The sequence below is a fragment of the Defluviimonas salinarum genome (assembly GCF_026013545.1).
In the GTDB taxonomy this organism is placed as follows: Bacteria; Pseudomonadota; Alphaproteobacteria; order Rhodobacterales; family Rhodobacteraceae; genus Albidovulum; species Albidovulum salinarum.
The window spans coordinates 1-17,556 of the sequence record NZ_JAPDOG010000021.1; the positions used below are offsets into that span (position 1 = coordinate 1).

The 17,556-nt window shown below is 67.0% G+C and carries 16 protein-coding genes; 6 read left to right on the forward strand and 10 right to left on the reverse strand.

Going from position 1 to position 17,556, the window contains the following annotated elements:
• Window positions 1–192: 192 nt before the first annotated feature.
• Entirely contained in the window at window positions 193–984 is a 792-nt protein-coding gene (locus OM960_RS18535) for a hypothetical protein (protein WP_264772976.1), read from the reverse strand.
• 161 nt (window positions 985–1,145) lie between these two features.
• Here OM960_RS18535 and OM960_RS18540 point away from each other — a divergent pair, with 161 nt between their 5' ends.
• From OM960_RS18540 to OM960_RS18550, 3 genes are all read left to right on the forward strand, one after another.
• Window positions 1,146–2,075 carry a lipid A deacylase LpxR family protein gene (locus tag OM960_RS18540; protein WP_264772977.1) on the forward strand — a complete coding sequence of 310 codons (930 nt, stop codon included), beginning with the start codon at window positions 1,146–1,148 and terminating at the stop codon, window positions 2,073–2,075.
• A 101-nt stretch (window positions 2,076–2,176) separates the two neighbouring features.
• Entirely contained in the window at window positions 2,177–4,363 is a 2,187-nt protein-coding gene (locus OM960_RS18545; RefSeq protein WP_264772978.1) for a S8 family peptidase, read from the forward strand.
• A 217-nt stretch (window positions 4,364–4,580) separates the two neighbouring features.
• Complete coding sequence (locus OM960_RS18550) at window positions 4,581–6,899, forward strand: adenosylcobalamin-dependent ribonucleoside-diphosphate reductase (protein ID WP_264772979.1); 2,319 nt, start codon at window positions 4,581–4,583, stop codon at window positions 6,897–6,899.
• A gap of 551 nt (window positions 6,900–7,450) precedes the next feature.
• Here OM960_RS18550 and OM960_RS18555 read toward each other — a convergent pair.
• Entirely contained in the window at window positions 7,451–8,188 is a 738-nt protein-coding gene (locus tag OM960_RS18555) for a hypothetical protein (RefSeq protein WP_264772980.1), read from the reverse strand.
• Window positions 8,189–8,225: 37 nt separating this feature from the next.
• On the opposite strand from OM960_RS18555, the gene OM960_RS18560 reads away from it, so the two are divergent.
• Entirely contained in the window at window positions 8,226–8,759 is a 534-nt protein-coding gene (locus OM960_RS18560; RefSeq protein WP_264772981.1) for a prepilin peptidase, read from the forward strand.
• Complete coding sequence (gene gspG / locus OM960_RS18565) at window positions 8,756–9,190, forward strand: type II secretion system major pseudopilin GspG (RefSeq protein WP_264772982.1); 435 nt, start codon at window positions 8,756–8,758, stop codon at window positions 9,188–9,190. The genes OM960_RS18560 and gspG overlap by 4 nt, the downstream gene beginning before the upstream one ends.
• On the opposite strand, the gene OM960_RS18570 is transcribed toward gspG, so the two are convergent.
• From OM960_RS18570 to OM960_RS18605, 8 genes are read right to left on the reverse strand one after another with little or no spacing between them, the layout of a single operon-like run.
• On the reverse strand, window positions 9,187–9,789 hold the full coding sequence (locus tag OM960_RS18570) for a prepilin-type N-terminal cleavage/methylation domain-containing protein (protein ID WP_264772983.1): 603 nt from the start codon (window positions 9,787–9,789) through the stop codon (window positions 9,187–9,189). The genes gspG and OM960_RS18570 overlap by 4 nt on opposite strands.
• Window positions 9,786–10,145 carry a type IV pilus modification PilV family protein gene (locus OM960_RS18575; RefSeq protein ID WP_264772984.1) on the reverse strand — a complete coding sequence of 120 codons (360 nt, stop codon included), beginning with the start codon at window positions 10,143–10,145 and terminating at the stop codon, window positions 9,786–9,788. The genes OM960_RS18570 and OM960_RS18575 overlap by 4 nt, the downstream gene beginning before the upstream one ends.
• Window positions 10,142–10,519 (reverse strand): prepilin-type N-terminal cleavage/methylation domain-containing protein, encoded by a 378-nt coding sequence (locus OM960_RS18580; RefSeq protein ID WP_264772985.1) that lies wholly within the window; start codon window positions 10,517–10,519, stop codon window positions 10,142–10,144. The genes OM960_RS18575 and OM960_RS18580 overlap by 4 nt, the downstream gene beginning before the upstream one ends.
• Window positions 10,503–11,720, reverse strand: a complete 1,218-nt coding sequence (locus OM960_RS18585; RefSeq protein ID WP_264772986.1) for a type II secretion system F family protein — start codon at window positions 11,718–11,720, stop codon at window positions 10,503–10,505. Before OM960_RS18585 ends, OM960_RS18580 begins: the two co-directional genes overlap by 17 nt.
• A gap of 6 nt (window positions 11,721–11,726) precedes the next feature.
• Entirely contained in the window at window positions 11,727–13,715 is a 1,989-nt protein-coding gene (gspD, locus tag OM960_RS18590; protein WP_264772987.1) for a type II secretion system secretin GspD, read from the reverse strand.
• Window positions 13,712–14,218: a hypothetical protein gene (locus OM960_RS18595; protein ID WP_264772988.1), complete on the reverse strand. Its 507-nt coding sequence runs from the start codon at window positions 14,216–14,218 to the stop codon at window positions 13,712–13,714. Before OM960_RS18595 ends, gspD begins: the two co-directional genes overlap by 4 nt.
• Window positions 14,215–14,778, reverse strand: coding sequence for a type II secretion system protein GspM (gene gspM / locus OM960_RS18600; RefSeq protein WP_264772989.1), 564 nt, complete (start codon window positions 14,776–14,778; stop codon window positions 14,215–14,217). Before gspM ends, OM960_RS18595 begins: the two co-directional genes overlap by 4 nt.
• Window positions 14,775–15,716, reverse strand: coding sequence for a PilN domain-containing protein (locus OM960_RS18605; protein WP_264772990.1), 942 nt, complete (start codon window positions 15,714–15,716; stop codon window positions 14,775–14,777). The genes gspM and OM960_RS18605 overlap by 4 nt, the downstream gene beginning before the upstream one ends.
• Window positions 15,717–15,908: 192 nt before the next feature.
• Here OM960_RS18605 and OM960_RS18610 point away from each other — a divergent pair, with 192 nt between their 5' ends.
• Window positions 15,909–17,486, forward strand: coding sequence for a GspE/PulE family protein (locus tag OM960_RS18610; protein ID WP_264772991.1), 1,578 nt, complete (start codon window positions 15,909–15,911; stop codon window positions 17,484–17,486).
• Window positions 17,487–17,556: the final 70 nt, after the last annotated feature.

Below are 17,556 nucleotides of genomic sequence, written 5' to 3' on the forward strand. Positions count from 1 at the left end.
ATTCGCATAGTGTCAACGCGACGGATACGGCATCGCCGCGGGGCGGCGATCGGTATGTTTCCTGGCCCTATCCCTCCCCGACCTGAAGGACGGGGTCTCCCGGGCGTTTTGATGAATCCGAACCGGATCAGAAATGATCAGGTTCGGAAATGCGGCACTCCCGATGTCCTGGCCGTCGCTCCGGAACGCCGGCTACATCGGAGCCGGGCCGTCCCGGAACTCGCGATCGGCGTCGAGCAGTTCCTCGAATGAGGCGGTTGTCCGACGGCGTTTTCCGCCATTCTGCAGCAGTTCCTCGAAGGGATCCCGGGAAGGCGGACGGGGCGCGGCCTTGTCTGCGGCGAGCGCATCGATCGCTTCCCGGAACGGGTTCCTGTTCCGGAACTCGTCCAGCAGCGCCGCGGTGGCGCCGAGGTCATGCGCCGGGCCTTCCAGGCCCACCCACCTGCCGAGCGGCGAGCCGGGTTCGATTGGCACGCCGTTTTCCCGGTGCCAGTTCAGCTCGGCCTGGTGAAGCTTGTCCTCGCCGCTCTTCAGCGCCTCGTAGGCCACGATCGCCATGGCGGCGCCGGCGATTTCGACGATGCGGTCGGTGACCGCGTCCCCGGCTTTGCCCCCGGCGAGGTCGAGCGGCCCCTTGCCCTCCGCGGCCGCCATTGCCCCGTAGACCTGGGCGGCATCCGCGTTCCCCATCATGGCCGCATCGAGCAGCGCTTCGCGGGCCATCTCCTTCATCTGGTCCTGCAGGGGGGTGCCGAGCCGGTCGAAAAGCTTCCTGATCACCATTGGTGCGGCACCCCAGAGATGGGCGGCATCCCGGTCCGGCAAGTCGCGAAGCCGTTCCGGCAGGAGATCGTGGATCTCGCGCAAGACCCGGCCGGCCTGCGGGAAACGTCCGGCCAGACCGACCCCGTCGGACTTGCGGTGCCAGAACTCCCGCAGGATCCTGATCAGGGGGCTGTCGGTCTGTGCGGGCGCGGGCATGCATCTCTCCTGCCGATATCTCGGCGAGAAACATGGAACCTTCCCCCGAAAACCGGAAGCACCATCCCGAAAGCTACGCCTGTGGATATGCGAATAATGGAAATGGAAAATCTGGAGTGGCACGCCCTACGATGTCTCCATCAGTCACCCATGACTTCTCCATGAAACTCGTTTCCCGCATCATTCTCGGCACCGCGATGGCGGCAACCGCCTTCACCTCCCTTGTCAACATGGCCCGCGCCGAAGGCGGTCCGCTCGGCGTCTATGCCGGCGAGGCCTCGATCTTCGTCAACGACACGTTCGGTGACCGCCATGACCGCTGGCGGACAGCCTCGTCTTCGCGGAGCTGGTTCTGGGATGAGAGCCTTCTGGGCAGGACCCTCGAGCTGCGCTTTCGCGACGAGATCATCTCGCCCTGGACGAAGACGAAGCAGGGTCCGGCCAATGACCGGATATACGCCAACGCGATCGGGCTTGGCGCCTTCACGCACGGATCCGCGGGCAGGCTCGATTACGTGCTCGGCGCCGAGATCCTCGTCACCGGCGACCAGACCGGCCTGTGGCATCTGCAGGGCGCGGTCCACGACGCCCTCGGCCTCGAGAAAGCCTATGACCCGAAGACGCGCAAGGACCGTCATCTCGAGAACGGGGTCCACGGCCTGGCGGCGGGCGAGGTCGCCATGGCTTACGATGCGGGGAACCACCGCCTGCGGCCGTATCTCGGCGCCGGGGTCGGTTACGAGAGCACGGTCACGGCCGGGGTCGACTATTTCCTCGGCCCCCTGGCGGGGGCCAGCCACCTGTCCCGCGACCCGGTGACCGGAACGCCCCTGGCCGGCGATCGCGACGCCACCGGCAACGGCTGGAGCCTCGTTGCCGGTCTTGACGCCACGCGGGTCTTCGACAGCATCTACCTGCCGTCCGACGGCGATGTGACGGCGACAAGGACGCGGCTCAGGGCGCGGGCCGGTATCCAGGCGGATCTCGGCCGGGTCAGCGTCTTCTTCGGCCAGGCCTGGCTGTCGGAGGAGTTCGTGACCCAGGCGGAGCCGCAGCGCACCGGCCTTCTCTCGGTCGACTTCCGCTTCTGATCCGGCGCCGAACCCGCGATGATTGGGGATAATGCGAAAAAGCGAATGAGAAAGCCAGTTTCAGACTGGTATCGTTGACCGAACGATCCGCCGGAGCGCCCATGAGACACCAGGTCAGCCTTCTTGCCATCACCCTCTTCCTCGCCGCCTGCGGCGGGGAGGACGGCGGCGGGTCCGTGAACGTGCCGGCCGATCCTGCCCCGGCGCCGGTCAGCGACTGGCTCCGCGCCTTCGTCACCAGTTTCGACATGGAGGTGGTGCGCGCGGTGCGGCGCACGGCCGGACATCTCGCCAACGAGATGAGCTACACCCTCAATATCGCCAGTCACCCCACGCTCGACGGAAGCGTCACGATCACGTCGAACCCGCTCCGCGCCGCGCGGGTGGATCATGCTCATTCAACCGGGCTCACTGGCAAGGGGCAGGTCATCTCGATCATCGACGACGGCATTCTCGCGAGCCACGAGCAGTTCGACGGCAAGGTGATCCACCTCAGCGGAACCCCGGCCGGCGCGCGGCACGGAACCATGGTCGCCTCCGTCGCGGCCGGCAACGGCGCGAAGGGGGGTACGATCGGCGTGGCGCCTGGCGCCGATCTCCATATCGGCCATATCGATTATACCCGCAGCATCGACTGGCGGGATCTCGCGGGCCATTTCGACGATGCCCGCAGCCTCGGTGCCATCGTTTCCAACAATTCCTGGTCGACCACCGACTCGACCTATGCGAACACCGAAATCAAGAGCACCTTCTCCTCGGGCGCGCGGGCCACCTATCTCGCCGCGATGCGAAGGTTCGCGCAGGGCGGTGTCATCATCTTCACGGTCGGCAACGACTACCACGCCACGAGCGCGCCCGCCTCCGCAGCCCTGGCCGTCGCCTTTCCGGACCTGGAGACGAGCTACCTCTCGGTCGTTAACGCGATCCCGGTCTTCGATGAGGAGAGGATCCTCTCGGCGACCCGGGTCTCCGCGGCCTGTCTCGAGACCGCTCGTTACTGCCTGACCGCCAATGGCCAATACATCGTGGCGCAGAATACGGGAGACGCCGATTACCATCTCGGCAGCGGATCCTCCTTCGCGGCACCCCAGGTCGCGGGCGCGATCGCGCTTCTGGCCGAAGCCTTTCCCGACCTTACGGCGCAACAGCTCCGCGCCCGCCTGATCGTGACCGCCGACAACGGATTCTTCACACCGACCGGGTCCGTCACGTTCGCCGGCGGGATCAGCCACGGCTACAACGAGGAATTCGGTCACGGGTTCATCAACCTGCGCGACGCGCTCCTGCCGATCGGCGGCGCCGCGGTCCCCGTCGCCGGCTCCACGGACATGATCGCGGCCGGGACGGCGGCGATCTCCGGCGGCGCCCTGACCGGCAACTCGGCCGAGGCCGCGTTGTCGAAGGCGACCGTCATCGCCATCGACAGGATGGACGGGGTGTTCCGCTCGGATGCCGGAATGCTCGCGGCGACGAGCGCCCCGGCCGACCTGGCGGAGGCACGCCTTGCGGCGATCTCGCCGGCAAGCCTCGAGTTTTCCCGGGCCTCACTCGTTGCCGGCGTCGAGGGTAGGGGTGGCTACGCGCCCGGCAACGGCCTTACCCCTGACCTCACCGCGATGGAGCTTTCCGGCCGCCGCGAGATGACGGTGCTGGCGGACGGTGACGCGCGGCTCTCGCTCATCGGCCTCGATGGGGAAAGCGCCGGCTTCGGTTTCGCGCGCGGCGTCGAGGCCGGCGCCGGCAGGTTCGAGCTCGGGATCTCCGCGCTCCATGAGCGGGGCGGCGTGCTCGGCATCACCGCGCCCGGCTACGAGGACGGCATCCAGGGCCGCTCGGGATCGGTTGCGTTCGGCTATGCCGGGCGGATCGGCCAGGCGACCGGGATCCGTCTCGAGGGTGAGATCGGCATGGCTGATGGCCGCGGCGCCGGCATGATCACGGCCATCGACAACCTGCGCTACGACCGGATCCGGTTCTCGCTCGACCGGGCGGACGTGCTGTCAGGCGGCGATGTCCTCACCCTCTTCGCCGGACGGCCCGCGGGCGTCAGCGGCGGTCACGCGATGATGGATCTTCCGGTTGCCAGTTCGGCCGATGGCGCCGTCTTCCAGAGGACCGGCGTCGGGCTCGCGCCGGAGGCGCGACAGCTCGATATCGGGCTTGAATACGCGGCCGCGGTCGGCCGTGGCACCGAGCTGAGCCTCGGGCTGACCGCGAGCCGGAACCACGGCCATCGGGCCGGCGTCGAAAACGTCTCGGCGATGGCCGGCATCGCGGTCCGGTTCTGATAATCACCATATCTGGTGGGCGAACTGATGCGCGCGACTCCCTGTTGCGTTTTTTTCGAGAGACCTATTTTCGCATTGCGGATTTTCGCGGCCGTGAGTAATGTGGATTTTGCGAAAAAAAGACGTGCGCCAGCGCGGCGCCGCCCGCCAGAATATCCAGCAGCCCTCCCGCCCGGGAGGGTCCTTTCGTCAAGGACGGACCGAAGGATTGACCCTCATGTTTGACAGCCTCGCCTCGGGGACCGATACCCGTTTCGCCAACAAGATTTCCCATCAGATCTGGGACATGAAATACCGGATGAAGGAGGCCGACGGCACGCCGGTCGACCTGACCGTTGAGGACACATGGCGCCGCATCGCCCGTGCCCTTGCCTCGGTCGAGAAGGATCCCGGCCAGTGGGAGGACCGCTTCTACGCCGCGCTTGAGGATTTCAAGTACCTCCCCGCCGGCCGCATCACCGCCGGCGCCGGCACCGGCCGCGCGGTCACGCTCTTCAACTGCTTCGTCATGGGAACGATCCCGGATTCGATGACCGGGATCTTCGACAACCTCAAGGAGGCCGCGCTGACGATGCAGCAGGGCGGCGGCATCGGCTACGACTTCTCGACGATCCGGCCGAAGGGCGCGGAGGTGAAGGGTGTGGCCGCGGATGCCTCGGGCCCGCTCTCGTTCATGGACGTCTGGGACGCGATGTGCCGCACCATCATGTCGGCGGGTTCGCGGCGCGGTGCGATGATGGCGACGATGCGCTGCGACCATCCTGATATCGAGGCCTTCATCGAGGCCAAGCGCGATCCGCTGCGCCTGCGCATGTTCAACCTCTCGGTCCTCGTCACCGACACGTTCATGGAGGCCGTGAAGGCCGACGGCTCCTGGGATCTCGTCTTCAAGGGCAGGGTCTACAAGACCGTCGAGGCGCGCGGCCTGTGGGACAAGATCATGCGCGCGACCTTCGGCTATGCCGAGCCCGGCGTGATCTTCATCGACCGTATCAACAAGATGAACAACCTCGGCTACCTCGAGACCATCTCCGCGACCAATCCTTGCGGCGAGCAGCCCCTGCCTCCCTACGGCGCCTGCCTGCTCGGCTCGATCAACCTCGCGCGCCTCGTGAAGAACCCGTTCACGCCCGAGGCCGAGATCGACCTCGGGGCGCTCGACGAGCTCGTGCGAACGGCCGTCAGGATGATGGACAACGTCGTCGATGCCTCGCGTTTCCCGCTCCCGCAGCAGGAGGCGGAGGCGAAAGCCAAGCGCCGCATCGGCCTTGGCGTCACCGGCCTTGCCGACGCGCTTCTCCTCGTCGGTCTCCGCTACGGCTCGGAAGAGGCGGCCGTCCGGACCGAGACCTGGATGAAGGCGATTGCGCGATCCTCGTATCTCGCCTCGGTCGATCTCGCGAAGGAGAAGGGAGCCTTCCAGTTCTTCGACGCCGAGAAATATCTCGCCTCCGGCAACATGATGCAGATGGACGACGATGTCCGGGCAGCGGTCCGCGAGCACGGCATCCGCAACGCGCTCCTGACCTCGATCGCGCCCACCGGCACGATCAGCCTTTATGCCGGCAATGTCTCGTCCGGGATCGAGCCGGTCTTCGCCTATGCCTACAAGCGAAAGGTGCTGCTCCCTGACGGCAGCCGCACCGAGGAGGAGGTCGTAGACTACGCCGTCCAGCTCTGGCGCGAGCTGCACGGCGACGCGCCCTTGCCGGCCCACTTCGTGAGCGCCCAGACGCTCGCGCCCCTCGATCATGTGCGCATGCAGGCCGCGGCCCAGAAGTGGATCGACTCGTCGATCTCGAAGACGATCAACTGCCCCGAGGACATCTCTTTCGAGGATTTCGTGGAAATCTACATGGCCGCCTTCGATGCCGGCTGCAAGGGCTGCACGACCTACCGCCCGAACGAGGTGACCGGGTCTGTGCTGTCGGTCGAGACTGCGAAAAAGGAAGAACAGAAGCCGGCCGCCCTGCTGCCGCGCGACCTCTCCCATCCGATGCCGCGGCATGAGGCGCTCGAAGGGCGCACCTACAAGCTGAAATGGGAAGAGAACGCCTATTACATCACCGTCAACGACATCCTGGATGAGGCCGGCGTGCGGCGCCCCTTCGAGGTGTTCATCAACACGAAGGATGTCGCGGCGCAGTCCTGGATCGCGGCCTTGACCCTGATGATCTCGGCCGTCTTCCGCCGCGGCGGCGATGTCTCATTCGTCGCCGAGGAACTCCAGGGCGTGTTCGATGCCCGCGGCGGCCAGTTCCTGCCCGGCAAGGGCTACGTCAAGTCGCTCGTCGCCGCGATCGGGGACGTGATCGACGGCCACATGCGCGAGATCGGCTTCATCGCCGGCGGCCGCAAGCTCACCAAGGCCGAGCTCGCCGAGGCGAAGGCGGCGGGGCAGGGTGCGGCAGCGGTCCCGGATCTCGGCCGCGCCAGGGCGCAGCGCGACGGTTGCCCGGATTACGGCAATTGCGACGTCGTGGTGGAGAACGGCTGCAAGACCTGCAAGCAGTGCGGCTGGTCGGCCTGCAGCTGATGAATGGCCGGTGGCTGGCCTGTGGATTCGGGCATAAATCTGCCAAACGGGTGGTCATCTCTGCCAAAAAACCGGGAAAACCTTGCCAAGACCGAACGCAGTCGGTTTGCGCGGGCGATCGGCACGGGGGCGTCCACATCGCGGCGCAGGGCGTAACCACGATGGACCGGATGCGGGTCGCTCTGCGCGCCTGCCTGTGGATGAAAGATCAGGCGCAAGCTCCCGCCATGCACTCCGTCCTTTTGGGGGAGCAAGGCGAAATCCGCTCCGGTGCGGCATCGGGTCAGCCGTATCGCGCGATTGCGCCCTTTACGAATGGGGGCGTTGCCCGGCAGATGCACATGCCGGTAATCGGGTCTCGTTACGGACCGCTCGGCAGCGCGGCGCGATAATCGCCATCATCGGCCGGCGACGCCGAATAGAGGTCGGCACCCGTCTTGATCGAAGAAGACCTCGATCCGCTTGCATTAGGGGAGTGACCTGGTCGAGGTGAAAGTTGGCGATTGCAGCCTCAACCCGGCCCGGGTGAACCTCTTCCCGAGACTTCACATCTAGCGCATGTCCAGGATGCGCGCGCCGCGTTCGGAGCCCGGCACATGAATCGTGCCCGACAAGACCGGCGCGCCGTCAGCCGCAATGGCGGTCACCAGATAGTTCACGCCCGACGGTGCCGATGCCAGCGCTTGCGGTACCCGCGGGACCAGCGTGTCGCGGCCCTGAGCCTCCTGCCCCGTGACGATCCGCAGGAGATCCACCGGGGCGTGTTCGGCCGAAATGCCGGGCCGACCCGAATGCACGGTTGCAACCGTAGTGAGATCGGGCTCCGCCGAGCGTTCGAGTCCGGTGATCCGGTAGAGGTCGTCGACGCGCGCGAGCCTGCGGCCCGAGCGCCGCCAGTCCCGGTAGCGACGTTCCATCTCCGCCGCTTCGGCGGCGTCATCGGCAAGGGCCGCGAAGAGCAGGGCGCGCAGTTCCGGAGAGGACGTGTTGAGGTCGACGAGCCCGCCGGCATCCTGCAGGATCAGGGTCCAGTCTTCGCCGGCCACGGTCACGCGCAGAGGTCCGGAAGCGTCGGGCGTCGCTCGTTTCCAGTCGAGCGCAAGGCCGAGCAAGGACGCCTGAACCGCGTTCCGGGTGTTGAGTGTTCGTTCGGCGCGGTTCGCCTGCAGCCGTGCCATGACCCGGTCGCCGACCACCGACGCCAACACGGTCAGGATCGCGAGAGATCCGAGAACGACGATCAGGGCGAAGCCCGACTTGCGCTTGGACGAGGAGCCTGTGCATATCATGGGCGCAAGCTAGAGCGCATCGTGCGGGTTTGAAACATTGAAGTCACTGACATTGGTCGCGATTCACGTTTTGGCCTATGGTGCGGTCACACTGATCTCCGGCCATCATCCGAGCGCTCCGGAACTGGTCTTCGCAGGTCTTCTGATCTGGATGAGTACCATTGATATTGTCCGGTTCGAGATCCCGGACCTCGCGGTGGCGCTGCTCGTCGTCACGGGGGTGCTCGACGCCTGTGCCGCCGCGCCGTCGGCCTGGCCGGATCGCGTCATCGGGATCGCCTTCTGGCCCGCGGCATTCTGGACGGTTGCCGCCGGCTTTCGGCGATTGCGGGGATACGACGGGCTGGGGCTCGGCGACGTGAAGCTCGTCGCCGGCCTCGCCGCCTGGATCGGATTTTTGGGCATGAACACCGTCGTCATGGCCGCGGCGGTCGCGGGCGCCGCGACGCTCGGCGCGGGCCTCGCCGCCCGCCGCGGACAATCGGCGTTGACTGTGCAATCGGCGGTTGCTTTCGGGCCATTCCTTTGTCTTTCTGCGTGGGCGGTCAGAATGAACGGGAGCATGGGATGATCCGAACGACGAAGCGCGGCACGTGGGGACGGAACGCAGGGCTGACGATTCTCGAGATTCTCGTCGTCCTCGCGATCATCGCCATGGTGGCGGCAGTTGCCGGCCCCCGCGTGATCTCCTACCTCGGGCGCGCGAAGTCCGAAACGGCGGCGTTGCAGATCAAGAGCCTCGGCAATGCGGTGCAACTCTACTACATTGATCTCGGACGCTACCCGACCGATGCCGAGGGGCTGGGCGCGCTCGCTGCGGCGCCGGCCGGCGCCGAAGGCTGGAACGGTCCCTATATCACGACCGCGGCCGGGTTGAGCGATCCCTGGGGGCGGGACTATCTCTACGCGGCACTGGACGATGCCAAGGGGTTCTCGATCCGGTCCCTGGGCCGGGACGGCCGCGACGGCGGTGCCGGCGAGGATGCCGATCTGAGTTTCTAACCGGGGGGGGCGGCGCCAAGCAGCGGACGCACGACAAGGACCGGCCAGTCGGGATCCGAGCCGGGCGGCACCTCGAGGCGGACCAGGTCGGGAAGACGCGACCCGTCCGTCCAGTCCGAGAGCCAAAGCCCCTGTGTGCGGTCGTAGTAGCCGAAGGCCGCCTGACCTGCATTCGCGGTCAGAATGCCCGAATGGGTGTCAAGAGCGATGCCGTCGTCATCAAGACCGCTGGCCGACAGCGTCAGGTCGGATCCGTTCAGCCGGACCTCCACCCGGAGCGCCGCCGCGTCCGGCATGAACGGAGTTGGGGCCAGGGTGATGAAGGACAGGCGGTCGGCGCGGCCCTCGAACCCGGCCGGATAGGGCAGAAGCTGGTGCGGCGGCACAACCTGCGCCAACCAGTCGCGCAGCCGCACCCTGAGCGCGAGCCCCGCCGCGGTCGGACCCGTCGCCCGGCTGCGTTCGTAGGCGAGGATTCCGAGCCGGAGGCTGCTCGCGAGCCCGCCAGCGACAAGTGCGAGGAGTGCGAGCGCCACCAGGAGTTCGAGGAGCGACAGTCCAGCCGACGGTCCGAACCTGGAGAGCGGCCGACGGATCATTCGGCGAGCCTCACGGCCTCTTCGGACGCGAGCAGCCGGCCGTCCGGGCCGAGCACGTCCACCCGCAGCCGGATCATGTCGGGTTCACCGTCGCCCAATCCTTCACGAACCGTCACTTCGCGAAGGATCCAGCGGCGATACGGCACTTCCCGCACGCCTGCGGGATCGGGAATGGCGACACCGACCTCCGCGAGCCGTGACAGGGCGAGCTCCTGCGCCAGAAGCCCCTCGTCGGCCGATCGGCTGCGCTGCAGAAGTCGCGACTGCGCCGGCAGTAGCGCGGCAAGGACCATCGACATGATCGCAAAGGCGACGAGCACTTCGAGGAGCGAATAGCCGGCCGATCCACGGTTCATGGTCCTTCTCCCGGCGCAAGTGTTCCGGTCATAGGATCGAGCATGAGCAGGAGTTCCCGGTCGCCCTCCGCCAGGCAGAGATCCGGCCCCGCGGCCGTGCCGTCCGGGAAAAACGCGACAGATTGGCGCGCGCCGTGGCAGGTCTCCACTTCGATCCTCCGGGGAGCCGCCTCGGCGATCGCCTGCCGGCGCAGCGATGCGGCCTCGCGGATCACCCCCGCGGCACGCTTCTCGAGCGCAAGCTGCGGCGCCCCGGGCCGGAGCGTCGCGACCGAAGCGCCGAGGATGAGCGACAGGATGGCGAGAACGACCAGCGTCTCCATCAGCGTGAACCCCGCATCGCTCCGGGCAAGGGATTCAGAACGCGAGATCATTGAGGTCCATGATCCCGGAAATCGTGGCGAGTATGATCGATCCGATGCCGAGGCCGATGGCGAGCGTCAGGATCGGGGTCAGCAGGCCCACCGCACGGTTGACGGACACGGTGGTCTCGGCCGCGAGCGTGTCTGCGGCGACCCTGAGCATCTCGGCGAGCCGGTCGCTTTCCTCGCCGGTGCGGATCAGCGGTTGGGCGAGGGGCGCGATGAGCGGGCTTGCGGCCAGCGTCTGCGACAGCGTCCCGCCCGCCGTCACGGTCGAGAGCGCCTCGTCGAGAAGCGCCTGATAGGTGGGGAGGCCGGTCGCAGCCCGGGTGATCTCCAGCGCCCGCGGCAGGGGCGCGCCGCTTTCGAGGACCATCGCCAGCGTCTGGCAGAGCCTTTGGGATTCGCGCTGGCGCAGGAAGGGACCGATGGCCGGGGCGCGGAACAACAGCGTCCGCCAGATGCGCGCAACCGGTTCGCGAAGAAGAAGGAGGCCGGCGGTGATCACCGCCAGAGCCGTCATCAACCAGGGCCAGTCGGACACGATTGTCGTGCGGAGTGCGTCGAGCACCCGCAGGGCGACGGGGGGCGCGGCGCCCGCCGATCGGAAGACCGGCATCAGCGACGGCACCAGGTGGAAGATCAGAAGGGCGAGGACCAGCGCGGACATGGCCATGAGGATCATCGGATAGAGGAACGCCGAGCGGACCTGGCGGCGCAGCGCCGCCTCGCCTTTCAGCATCGCGGCGGCGGCCGCTGCGGTCTCTTCAAGCCGGTTGGCGCGCTCGCCAAGCTCCAGAAACGCGGCGTAGCGGTCGGGGATGAGCCCGCCCGAGCCGCGTAGCGCCTCGGTCAGGCTGCGGCCGTCCTCGATCTCGGCGCGGATGGCGGCGATAGCGCGCCGGAACGACTTGTCCCGGCCCTGTGATTCACAGAACTGGAGGGCTCGGGGCAGCGAGAGTTTCGCCTTCAGCATCGCTGCCAGCATCGCGAAGAACGGCTCCAGATCGCGCGGGCCGGCGACCCGCGCCTTGCCGGAGAGGCTTACCTCCCGCGCCCACCACGGCAGCGGCCGTCCGCCCTCCGAGATCGCGACGGGGATCAGGCCCCGGTTCGCGATCTGGTCGAGCGCCGCAATCTCGCTGGCGGCGCGGACTTCGCCCCTGACCGAGGCACCGTCACCGTCCATGGCTTCGTAGTGAAACTCGGGCATGAGCCGTCAGTCGATGATCCGGTGGCCGGTGCCCGGATCGGTCACGCCCGATCCGACGAGGCCGTTCGCACCTTTGAGCCGCTGGCGCAGCTCGGCAGTGATCGATTCGGCTTCGGCGCCGTTGCGGATGACCCGCGGCGTGATCAGCACGAGGAGCTCGCGCCGGTTGATCTTGTCGCTCCGGTTTCGGAAGAGCGCGCCCACGACCGGCACCTTGCCCGCGCCGGGCACTTGCGAATTGGTCCGGTTCCTCCCGTCCTCGATCAGGCCGCCGAGCGCGATGGTCTGACCGTCCGACATCGCGACGCTGGTCTTGATCTTCCGCGTCGAGATGGTCGGGCTGTCGATCCCCGAGGTCGTGGTGCTGGAAACGCTGCTGACCTCCTGTTCGATGTCCATGATGACGCGGCCGGATTCCGAGACGCGCGGCCGGACCGTCAGGATGATCCCGGTGTCGCGGAACGAGATCGTGTTGACGATCGGCGCGTTCGGATTGCCGGTGTCCTGCACCTGCTGCGTGGCGATCGGCACTTCGTCGCCGATCTGCAGCCGCGCCTCCTGGTTGTCGAGCACGACGAGGCTCGGCGAGGAGACGACGTCGACGTCGGTGATCGAGGCGAGCGCGTTTAGCGCGACCCCGGCCGAGGCGCCCTGGAAGGTGAACGAGAGGCCCGGGAAGCTGGAGCTCACGGCTCCGTTCGACGCGTCGGAGAAGGTCCCCCGGAGTTGGCCGTTCTCGAAGAACCAGCGCAGTCCGAAGTTCAGCTCGTCATTCAGCGACACCTCCGCGATCGTCGCTTCGAGAAGCACCTGCACGGGCGTCGTGTCGAGGGTCTGGATCAGCCGGGCGAAGTCGCTCTGCTCCGTGTCGTTGCCCCAGACGACGACCGCGTTCTGGGTCTCGTCCGCGACGATGCGCGGGCGGCCGGTGACCGGGTTGTTCTCATCGCTTTCGACATCGGCGATCATCTCGGTCAGGATCGGCGCGAGATCTTTTGCGGCACGGTTTTGCAATGCATAGACCACGGGCCGGCGCTTGATGCCGCCCGCGGCACCGTCGAGTTCGCGGATCCAGCGTTCGGCCTCCGCGAGATAACGCGCGCGCGACGTGACGACGAGCACCGCGCCGAGGCGCTTGGAGGGGACGAACGAGACGACATTCTGCAGGCTGCCGCCCTCGGCGGTCTCGAATACGACGTTCAGCTCGGCGACCAGCGCTTCTGGCTCGGCGGCGTTCAGCTTGAAAAGGCCGACCGACTTGCCCTCGAGCACGTCCACGTCGAAGAGATTGACCGCATCGATCGCGGCATTGATCTCGCTGCGGTTGCCGGAAACCAGAAGGATATTGCGCGCGGGGATCGGCTGGAGCGTGACCGACGAGCCCGCAATGGGCTCCAGGAGCCGGGTCATCTCGGCGGTGCCGACATATTGCAGCGGTACCGCGACTACGCGCGATCCGGCGGCGGCATCGCCGAGCCGTGACACCCGCCGTGCCGCCCCGGCGGAGGGGACGATCGTGACGAGATCGCCGGAGGCCTCGATCGTCGCGCCGTTGAGTTCCAGGATGGTCTGAAAGGTCTCGAGAAGTGCCGCCTTGGAGACCGGCCGCGTCGTCTGCAGCGTGACCTCGCCACTGACGTCCGGCGAGATCGTGTAGTTCCGGCCGAGCGCATCCCCGAGGACGGCCTTGGCCGCCTGCTCGATCGGCACACCGACGAGGTTGACGGTGACCTCGTCGCCGTCGGTGACGTCGACGAGCGGCCGGTCGGCCCCCGCGGCGCCCATGAACGCGTCCGTTCCGAGCCGCCGCCTGTCGGCGGTTCGCCCGCTCAACGCTTCGGCGAATTGCTGGTAGGCGGAACTGCCGGACGGATTGTCGCGATTGGCGAGCAGGCGCGAGGGGTTTTGCCGTTCGCCGTCGGCACAGGCCGTCAACGACAGCAGCATGACCAGGAGGGCTCCGGTGCCGCGGGTCAAGAGCTTCAATTTCGTCATTGATACATGTCCACTCGAACGGTCCGATCGGAGTTTGTCATTTCAATCCAGTCGTTGCTGATTGTTGCAATCACCCAGTCGTTGATCGCGGCTCCCTGCGCAATCCATTCCGGCGCCTGTCCGTCGATGGCGATGAGCGCCGTGTCTTCCGCGCCCGTGCGCAAGATACCCAGCAGGATCACGCCGGGCGCGGAATTGTCCGTGACCGCCGGCGCGGGCTCGGCGATGGCGTTCTCTTCCGGCTCGGCGCCGCGGTCGGGCGAGAGCGGACGCCGCCCCGGCTCGAAGAGCGGACGCTGCAGGATGGCGCTGTAATAGACGGCGGGTCGCGCGACCGGTCCGGTCGCGGGAGCGGCGTCCGTTTCGGGCTCGTTTGCTTCGAGTGACGGTGCCGTGATTGCCTTGAGCCGCGTATCCGCCGCATTCCCGGGCATCCGAATCCAGGACGATGCCGTGAGGATAACGAGCAACGCGGTTCCGAGCACGGGGAGCAGCCGGGTCATTCGCTCTCCTCGGACAGGTTGACGGGGGCGAGAATGTCGATCTGCACGAAGAGCAGTGGCTGTTCGGTCGCGTGTCCGGGCCGGTTGAGGCGGCGAAGGGTAGCCGTCTCAACCAGAAGCGGCGGGGCGTGGAACTCGAGCTTCTGAAGGAGGGCGGACAGCTGGTCGAGCGTCGCTTCGCTCTCAAGGCGAAGGCTCACGGCCTGCACGAGGCCGAATTCGTGCGACGGACCGGGTCCGAGGGCGCGGAGATTTGCGCCGCTGGCCCGTGCGAGCTCGGTCACCACCGACTGTACCCGCGCCGTGGCTTCGCCCGTCTGCCGGGCTTGCCACAGCGCCAGCTGGCCGCCGGTTTCGGTCAGCCGGCGTTTGCGCACCGTCAGCGCGTCGAGACTTTCCGACAGGCGTTTGTATTCGGCTCCGGCCGTGGCCAACTCCGTCTCGATCGACCGGCGCCAGTCGAAGATCGGGAGAGCAACCGCACCCGCGGCGCCAGAGATCAACGCCAGCAACCCGGCGATCACAAGGGCTCGCCGTCGGGTCGACTGCGCAATGATCATTGCGCCGCCACCAGGTCCACGGCGATCTCGAAGCGTTCCGATCCGTCGGGCGTGCGGGAGACCGGTCCCGTCAAGCGTGGGTTCGACAGGCCGGCACGCCCCGTGAGGGTCAGGACGAGATCAGCCGCCGAGTCGGCCGCACTGCCCGTGAGCACGAGCCGCTCGGGCCTGAAGGAGAGATCGCTGAGCCAGACCGTGTCCGGGAGGGCCACCGTCATGTCGCGCAGGGTGTTCACGAGTTTCGGGCGATCGACTACGGAACTGAGAAAAGCCGTTCTCTCCGCCGCGCTCCCCTCGAGCGCATCCACCTCGCGGCGCAGTGTCACGGCATCGGTCCGCAGCGTCGCGAGCATCGCCTCGAGGTTCCGCAGGTCTTCGCGGCTCTCGAGCGCCGGACGCGTCCAGCCGAGGATGAGAAGTCCGGTCGCCGCAAGAAGCAGGAGCGCGTTCGCCCGCCGCCAGAGCGCGCGCCGCGGCGCGATCTCGGCGCTGAAGTCGGCGAGCGGCGCCAGCGTCGGCCCGTCCGCAACGAAAACCTTGCGGACGGTATAGCCGGACGACGCGAGCCGCGCCCTGAGCGCGGCGACCTCGCTGCTCTTGGCCACCCATTGGACGGACATGCGCGCGCCGTCGATCCGTTTCGGAGCAGACAGCACCGTATGGACATCGGTTGGCCGCAGCGGCGTACGCCGGGCCAGATCGAGTGCGGCGATCCTGTCGGCCGCGCGGCTCGATCCGGCCGGGATCGGAATCTCGCGGCGCAGAAGCACTTCGCGCGGAAGGCGAATGTCGATGGTCGTGGCCGAAGCAATCCTGCCGGGAATGCCGGATTCGCAGAGCAAGGATGGCGGCAGAACGATTTCGCGTTTGGATTGTTGTGCGTCGCCGTCTTGATCGGAAAAAACGGCGGTTGCGGCCAGGGGCTGGCCGAGAAACATGGCGCAGAACCAATCCGGCAAAAGTCCGGACAGGTTGGCGGCAAGCCCTTGAACGAAACCGGACAGCAGAAGCGTCAACCTTCCCAATTCTCACGTCGCCGCATTCGCGGCATTTTCGCTAGCCTGGATTAAAATATTCAGTATTCATGGGCGTGAAACTGCCTACCTGCGGGGCGTCCGTCAATGGTCTTGATGCCGAGCGTATACGATTCCGACCTTGGTTCGGCACTTGTCGAAGCCGGCGCCATCGACGAGGTGGCCGCCAGACGGGCGGCTGCGGCAGGCGCCGAGACGAGAACCGGCCTCGCGGCATCGCTGTTGCAACTGGGGCTTGTAGAGGAAGAGGCGCTCTACGAGACACTGGCCATGCTCGGCGGCCTGCGCTTGATTTCCATCGGTGAGATCGAGGACAGGCTCCCTGTCGAGCTTGGTCTCAGCGCGGAGTTTCTTCGTCGCGCAATGGTTGTGCCTGCGTGGCAGGAGACCGATGCAATCACCGTTGCGGTCAGCGCGCTCGACAATGGAGCGGCGCTCGAGGGGATCGCCTTTCATCTCGGGCGAGAGGTTCGGGTCGTCCTCGCCACCCCCTCGACGATCCGGGCGGCGCTCGATCGGCTGGATGGCCCTGCGGCCGAGGCGTTGCACGGGGCCGCGGAAACCGACGTCGAGAAATTGCGCGCGCTCGCCAATGACGGGCCGATCATCGGGCTCGTGAACGATCTGGTGGCGGCGGCGGTCCAGGTTTCGGCTTCCGACATCCATATCGAGGCCATGGAGGCGCAGGGCCGGGTCCGCTACCGGGTCGACGGCGGCCTCCGAACGCGCCGCAGGCTGTCGGACCACGAACATGCCGCCGTGACCTCGCGGCTGAAGGTCATGGCCCATCTCAACATTTCGGAGAAGCGCCGGCCGCAGGACGGGCGCGCCCAGGTCGTCGTGCGCGGCAACGCGGTCGATCTCAGGGTCTCGACCCTGCCGACACAGTTCGGCGAAAGCGTCGTGCTGCGGATCCTCGACCGGCGCCAGGTGGCGCTCGACTGGACCGCACTCGGCTTCGAGGAGGCGCGCGTTCGCCGGATCGAGAGGATCGTCAATGCGCCGAACGGGATATTCCTCGTGGCCGGCCCGACCGGCAGCGGCAAGACGACGACACTCTATACCGCGATCAGCCGGATCAACTCCGAGGATCGCAAGATCATCACCGTCGAAGATCCGATCGAATACGCGCTTGCCGGCGTGAACCAGGTGGCGGTGGCGCCCGAGATCGAGATGGGCTTCGCGCGTGCGCTCAGGGCCATCCTGAGACAGGATCCGGACGTGATCATGGTGGGCGAGATCCGCGATCAGGAGACCGCCGAGATCGCGGTGCGCGCGGCGCTGGTGGGGCGGATGGTGCTATCGACGGTGCATACCAATGACTCGCTTGCGGCCGTGGATCGGCTCCTGGACCTCGGCGTGCCGCCGTATCTTCTTTCGGCGACGCTCAGGGGCGTTCTCTCGCAGCGGCTCGTTCAGAAGAACTGCACGGCCTGCGGCGGACGGGGCTGTGCGAGCTGCGACGGCAGTGGCATCCGCGGACGCACGGTCGTCTCCGAGCTTCTGGAGATCACTCCGGAACTGGCGGGCGGCATTGCGCGGGGGCACTCGTCGCAGGCGTTGCGCGAGGCAGCGGCGGCGTCGGGCTTCGTGACCATGGAGCGGCACGCCAGCGACCTGATGGCGCGCGGCGTGCTGTCCGAGGAGAACGTGGCCCGGTCGCTCGGATTCTGACTTCGGATCGTCGTTACGCATCGAGGGTCATTGTCCCCTGATGGACAACTCTTCGTCCCTGAAGCGGAAA

Coding starts and splice junctions, on each gene's coding strand:
- OM960_RS18535 (WP_264772976.1), bottom strand. CDS start 984: ATGCCCGCGCCCGCACAGACCGACAGCCCCCTGATCAGGATCCTGCGG.
- OM960_RS18540 (WP_264772977.1), top strand. CDS start 1,146: ATGAAACTCGTTTCCCGCATCATTCTCGGCACCGCGATGGCGGCAACC.
- OM960_RS18585 (WP_264772986.1), bottom strand. CDS start 11,720: ATGCCCGAGTTTCACTACGAAGCCATGGACGGTGACGGTGCCTCGGTC.
- OM960_RS18610 (WP_264772991.1), top strand. CDS start 15,909: ATGCCGAGCGTATACGATTCCGACCTTGGTTCGGCACTTGTCGAAGCC.
- OM960_RS18580 (WP_264772985.1), bottom strand. CDS start 10,519: ATGATCTCGCGTTCTGAATCCCTTGCCCGGAGCGATGCGGGGTTCACG.
- OM960_RS18575 (WP_264772984.1), bottom strand. CDS start 10,145: ATGAACCGTGGATCGGCCGGCTATTCGCTCCTCGAAGTGCTCGTCGCC.
- OM960_RS18605 (WP_264772990.1), bottom strand. CDS start 15,716: ATGTTTCTCGGCCAGCCCCTGGCCGCAACCGCCGTTTTTTCCGATCAA.
- gspM (WP_264772989.1), bottom strand. CDS start 14,778: ATGATCATTGCGCAGTCGACCCGACGGCGAGCCCTTGTGATCGCCGGG.
- OM960_RS18545 (WP_264772978.1), top strand. CDS start 2,177: ATGAGACACCAGGTCAGCCTTCTTGCCATCACCCTCTTCCTCGCCGCC.
- OM960_RS18555 (WP_264772980.1), bottom strand. CDS start 8,188: ATGATATGCACAGGCTCCTCGTCCAAGCGCAAGTCGGGCTTCGCCCTG.
- OM960_RS18570 (WP_264772983.1), bottom strand. CDS start 9,789: ATGATCCGTCGGCCGCTCTCCAGGTTCGGACCGTCGGCTGGACTGTCG.
- OM960_RS18550 (WP_264772979.1), top strand. CDS start 4,581: ATGTTTGACAGCCTCGCCTCGGGGACCGATACCCGTTTCGCCAACAAG.
- gspD (WP_264772987.1), bottom strand. CDS start 13,715: ATGACGAAATTGAAGCTCTTGACCCGCGGCACCGGAGCCCTCCTGGTC.
- gspG (WP_264772982.1), top strand. CDS start 8,756: ATGATCCGAACGACGAAGCGCGGCACGTGGGGACGGAACGCAGGGCTG.
- OM960_RS18595 (WP_264772988.1), bottom strand. CDS start 14,218: ATGACCCGGCTGCTCCCCGTGCTCGGAACCGCGTTGCTCGTTATCCTC.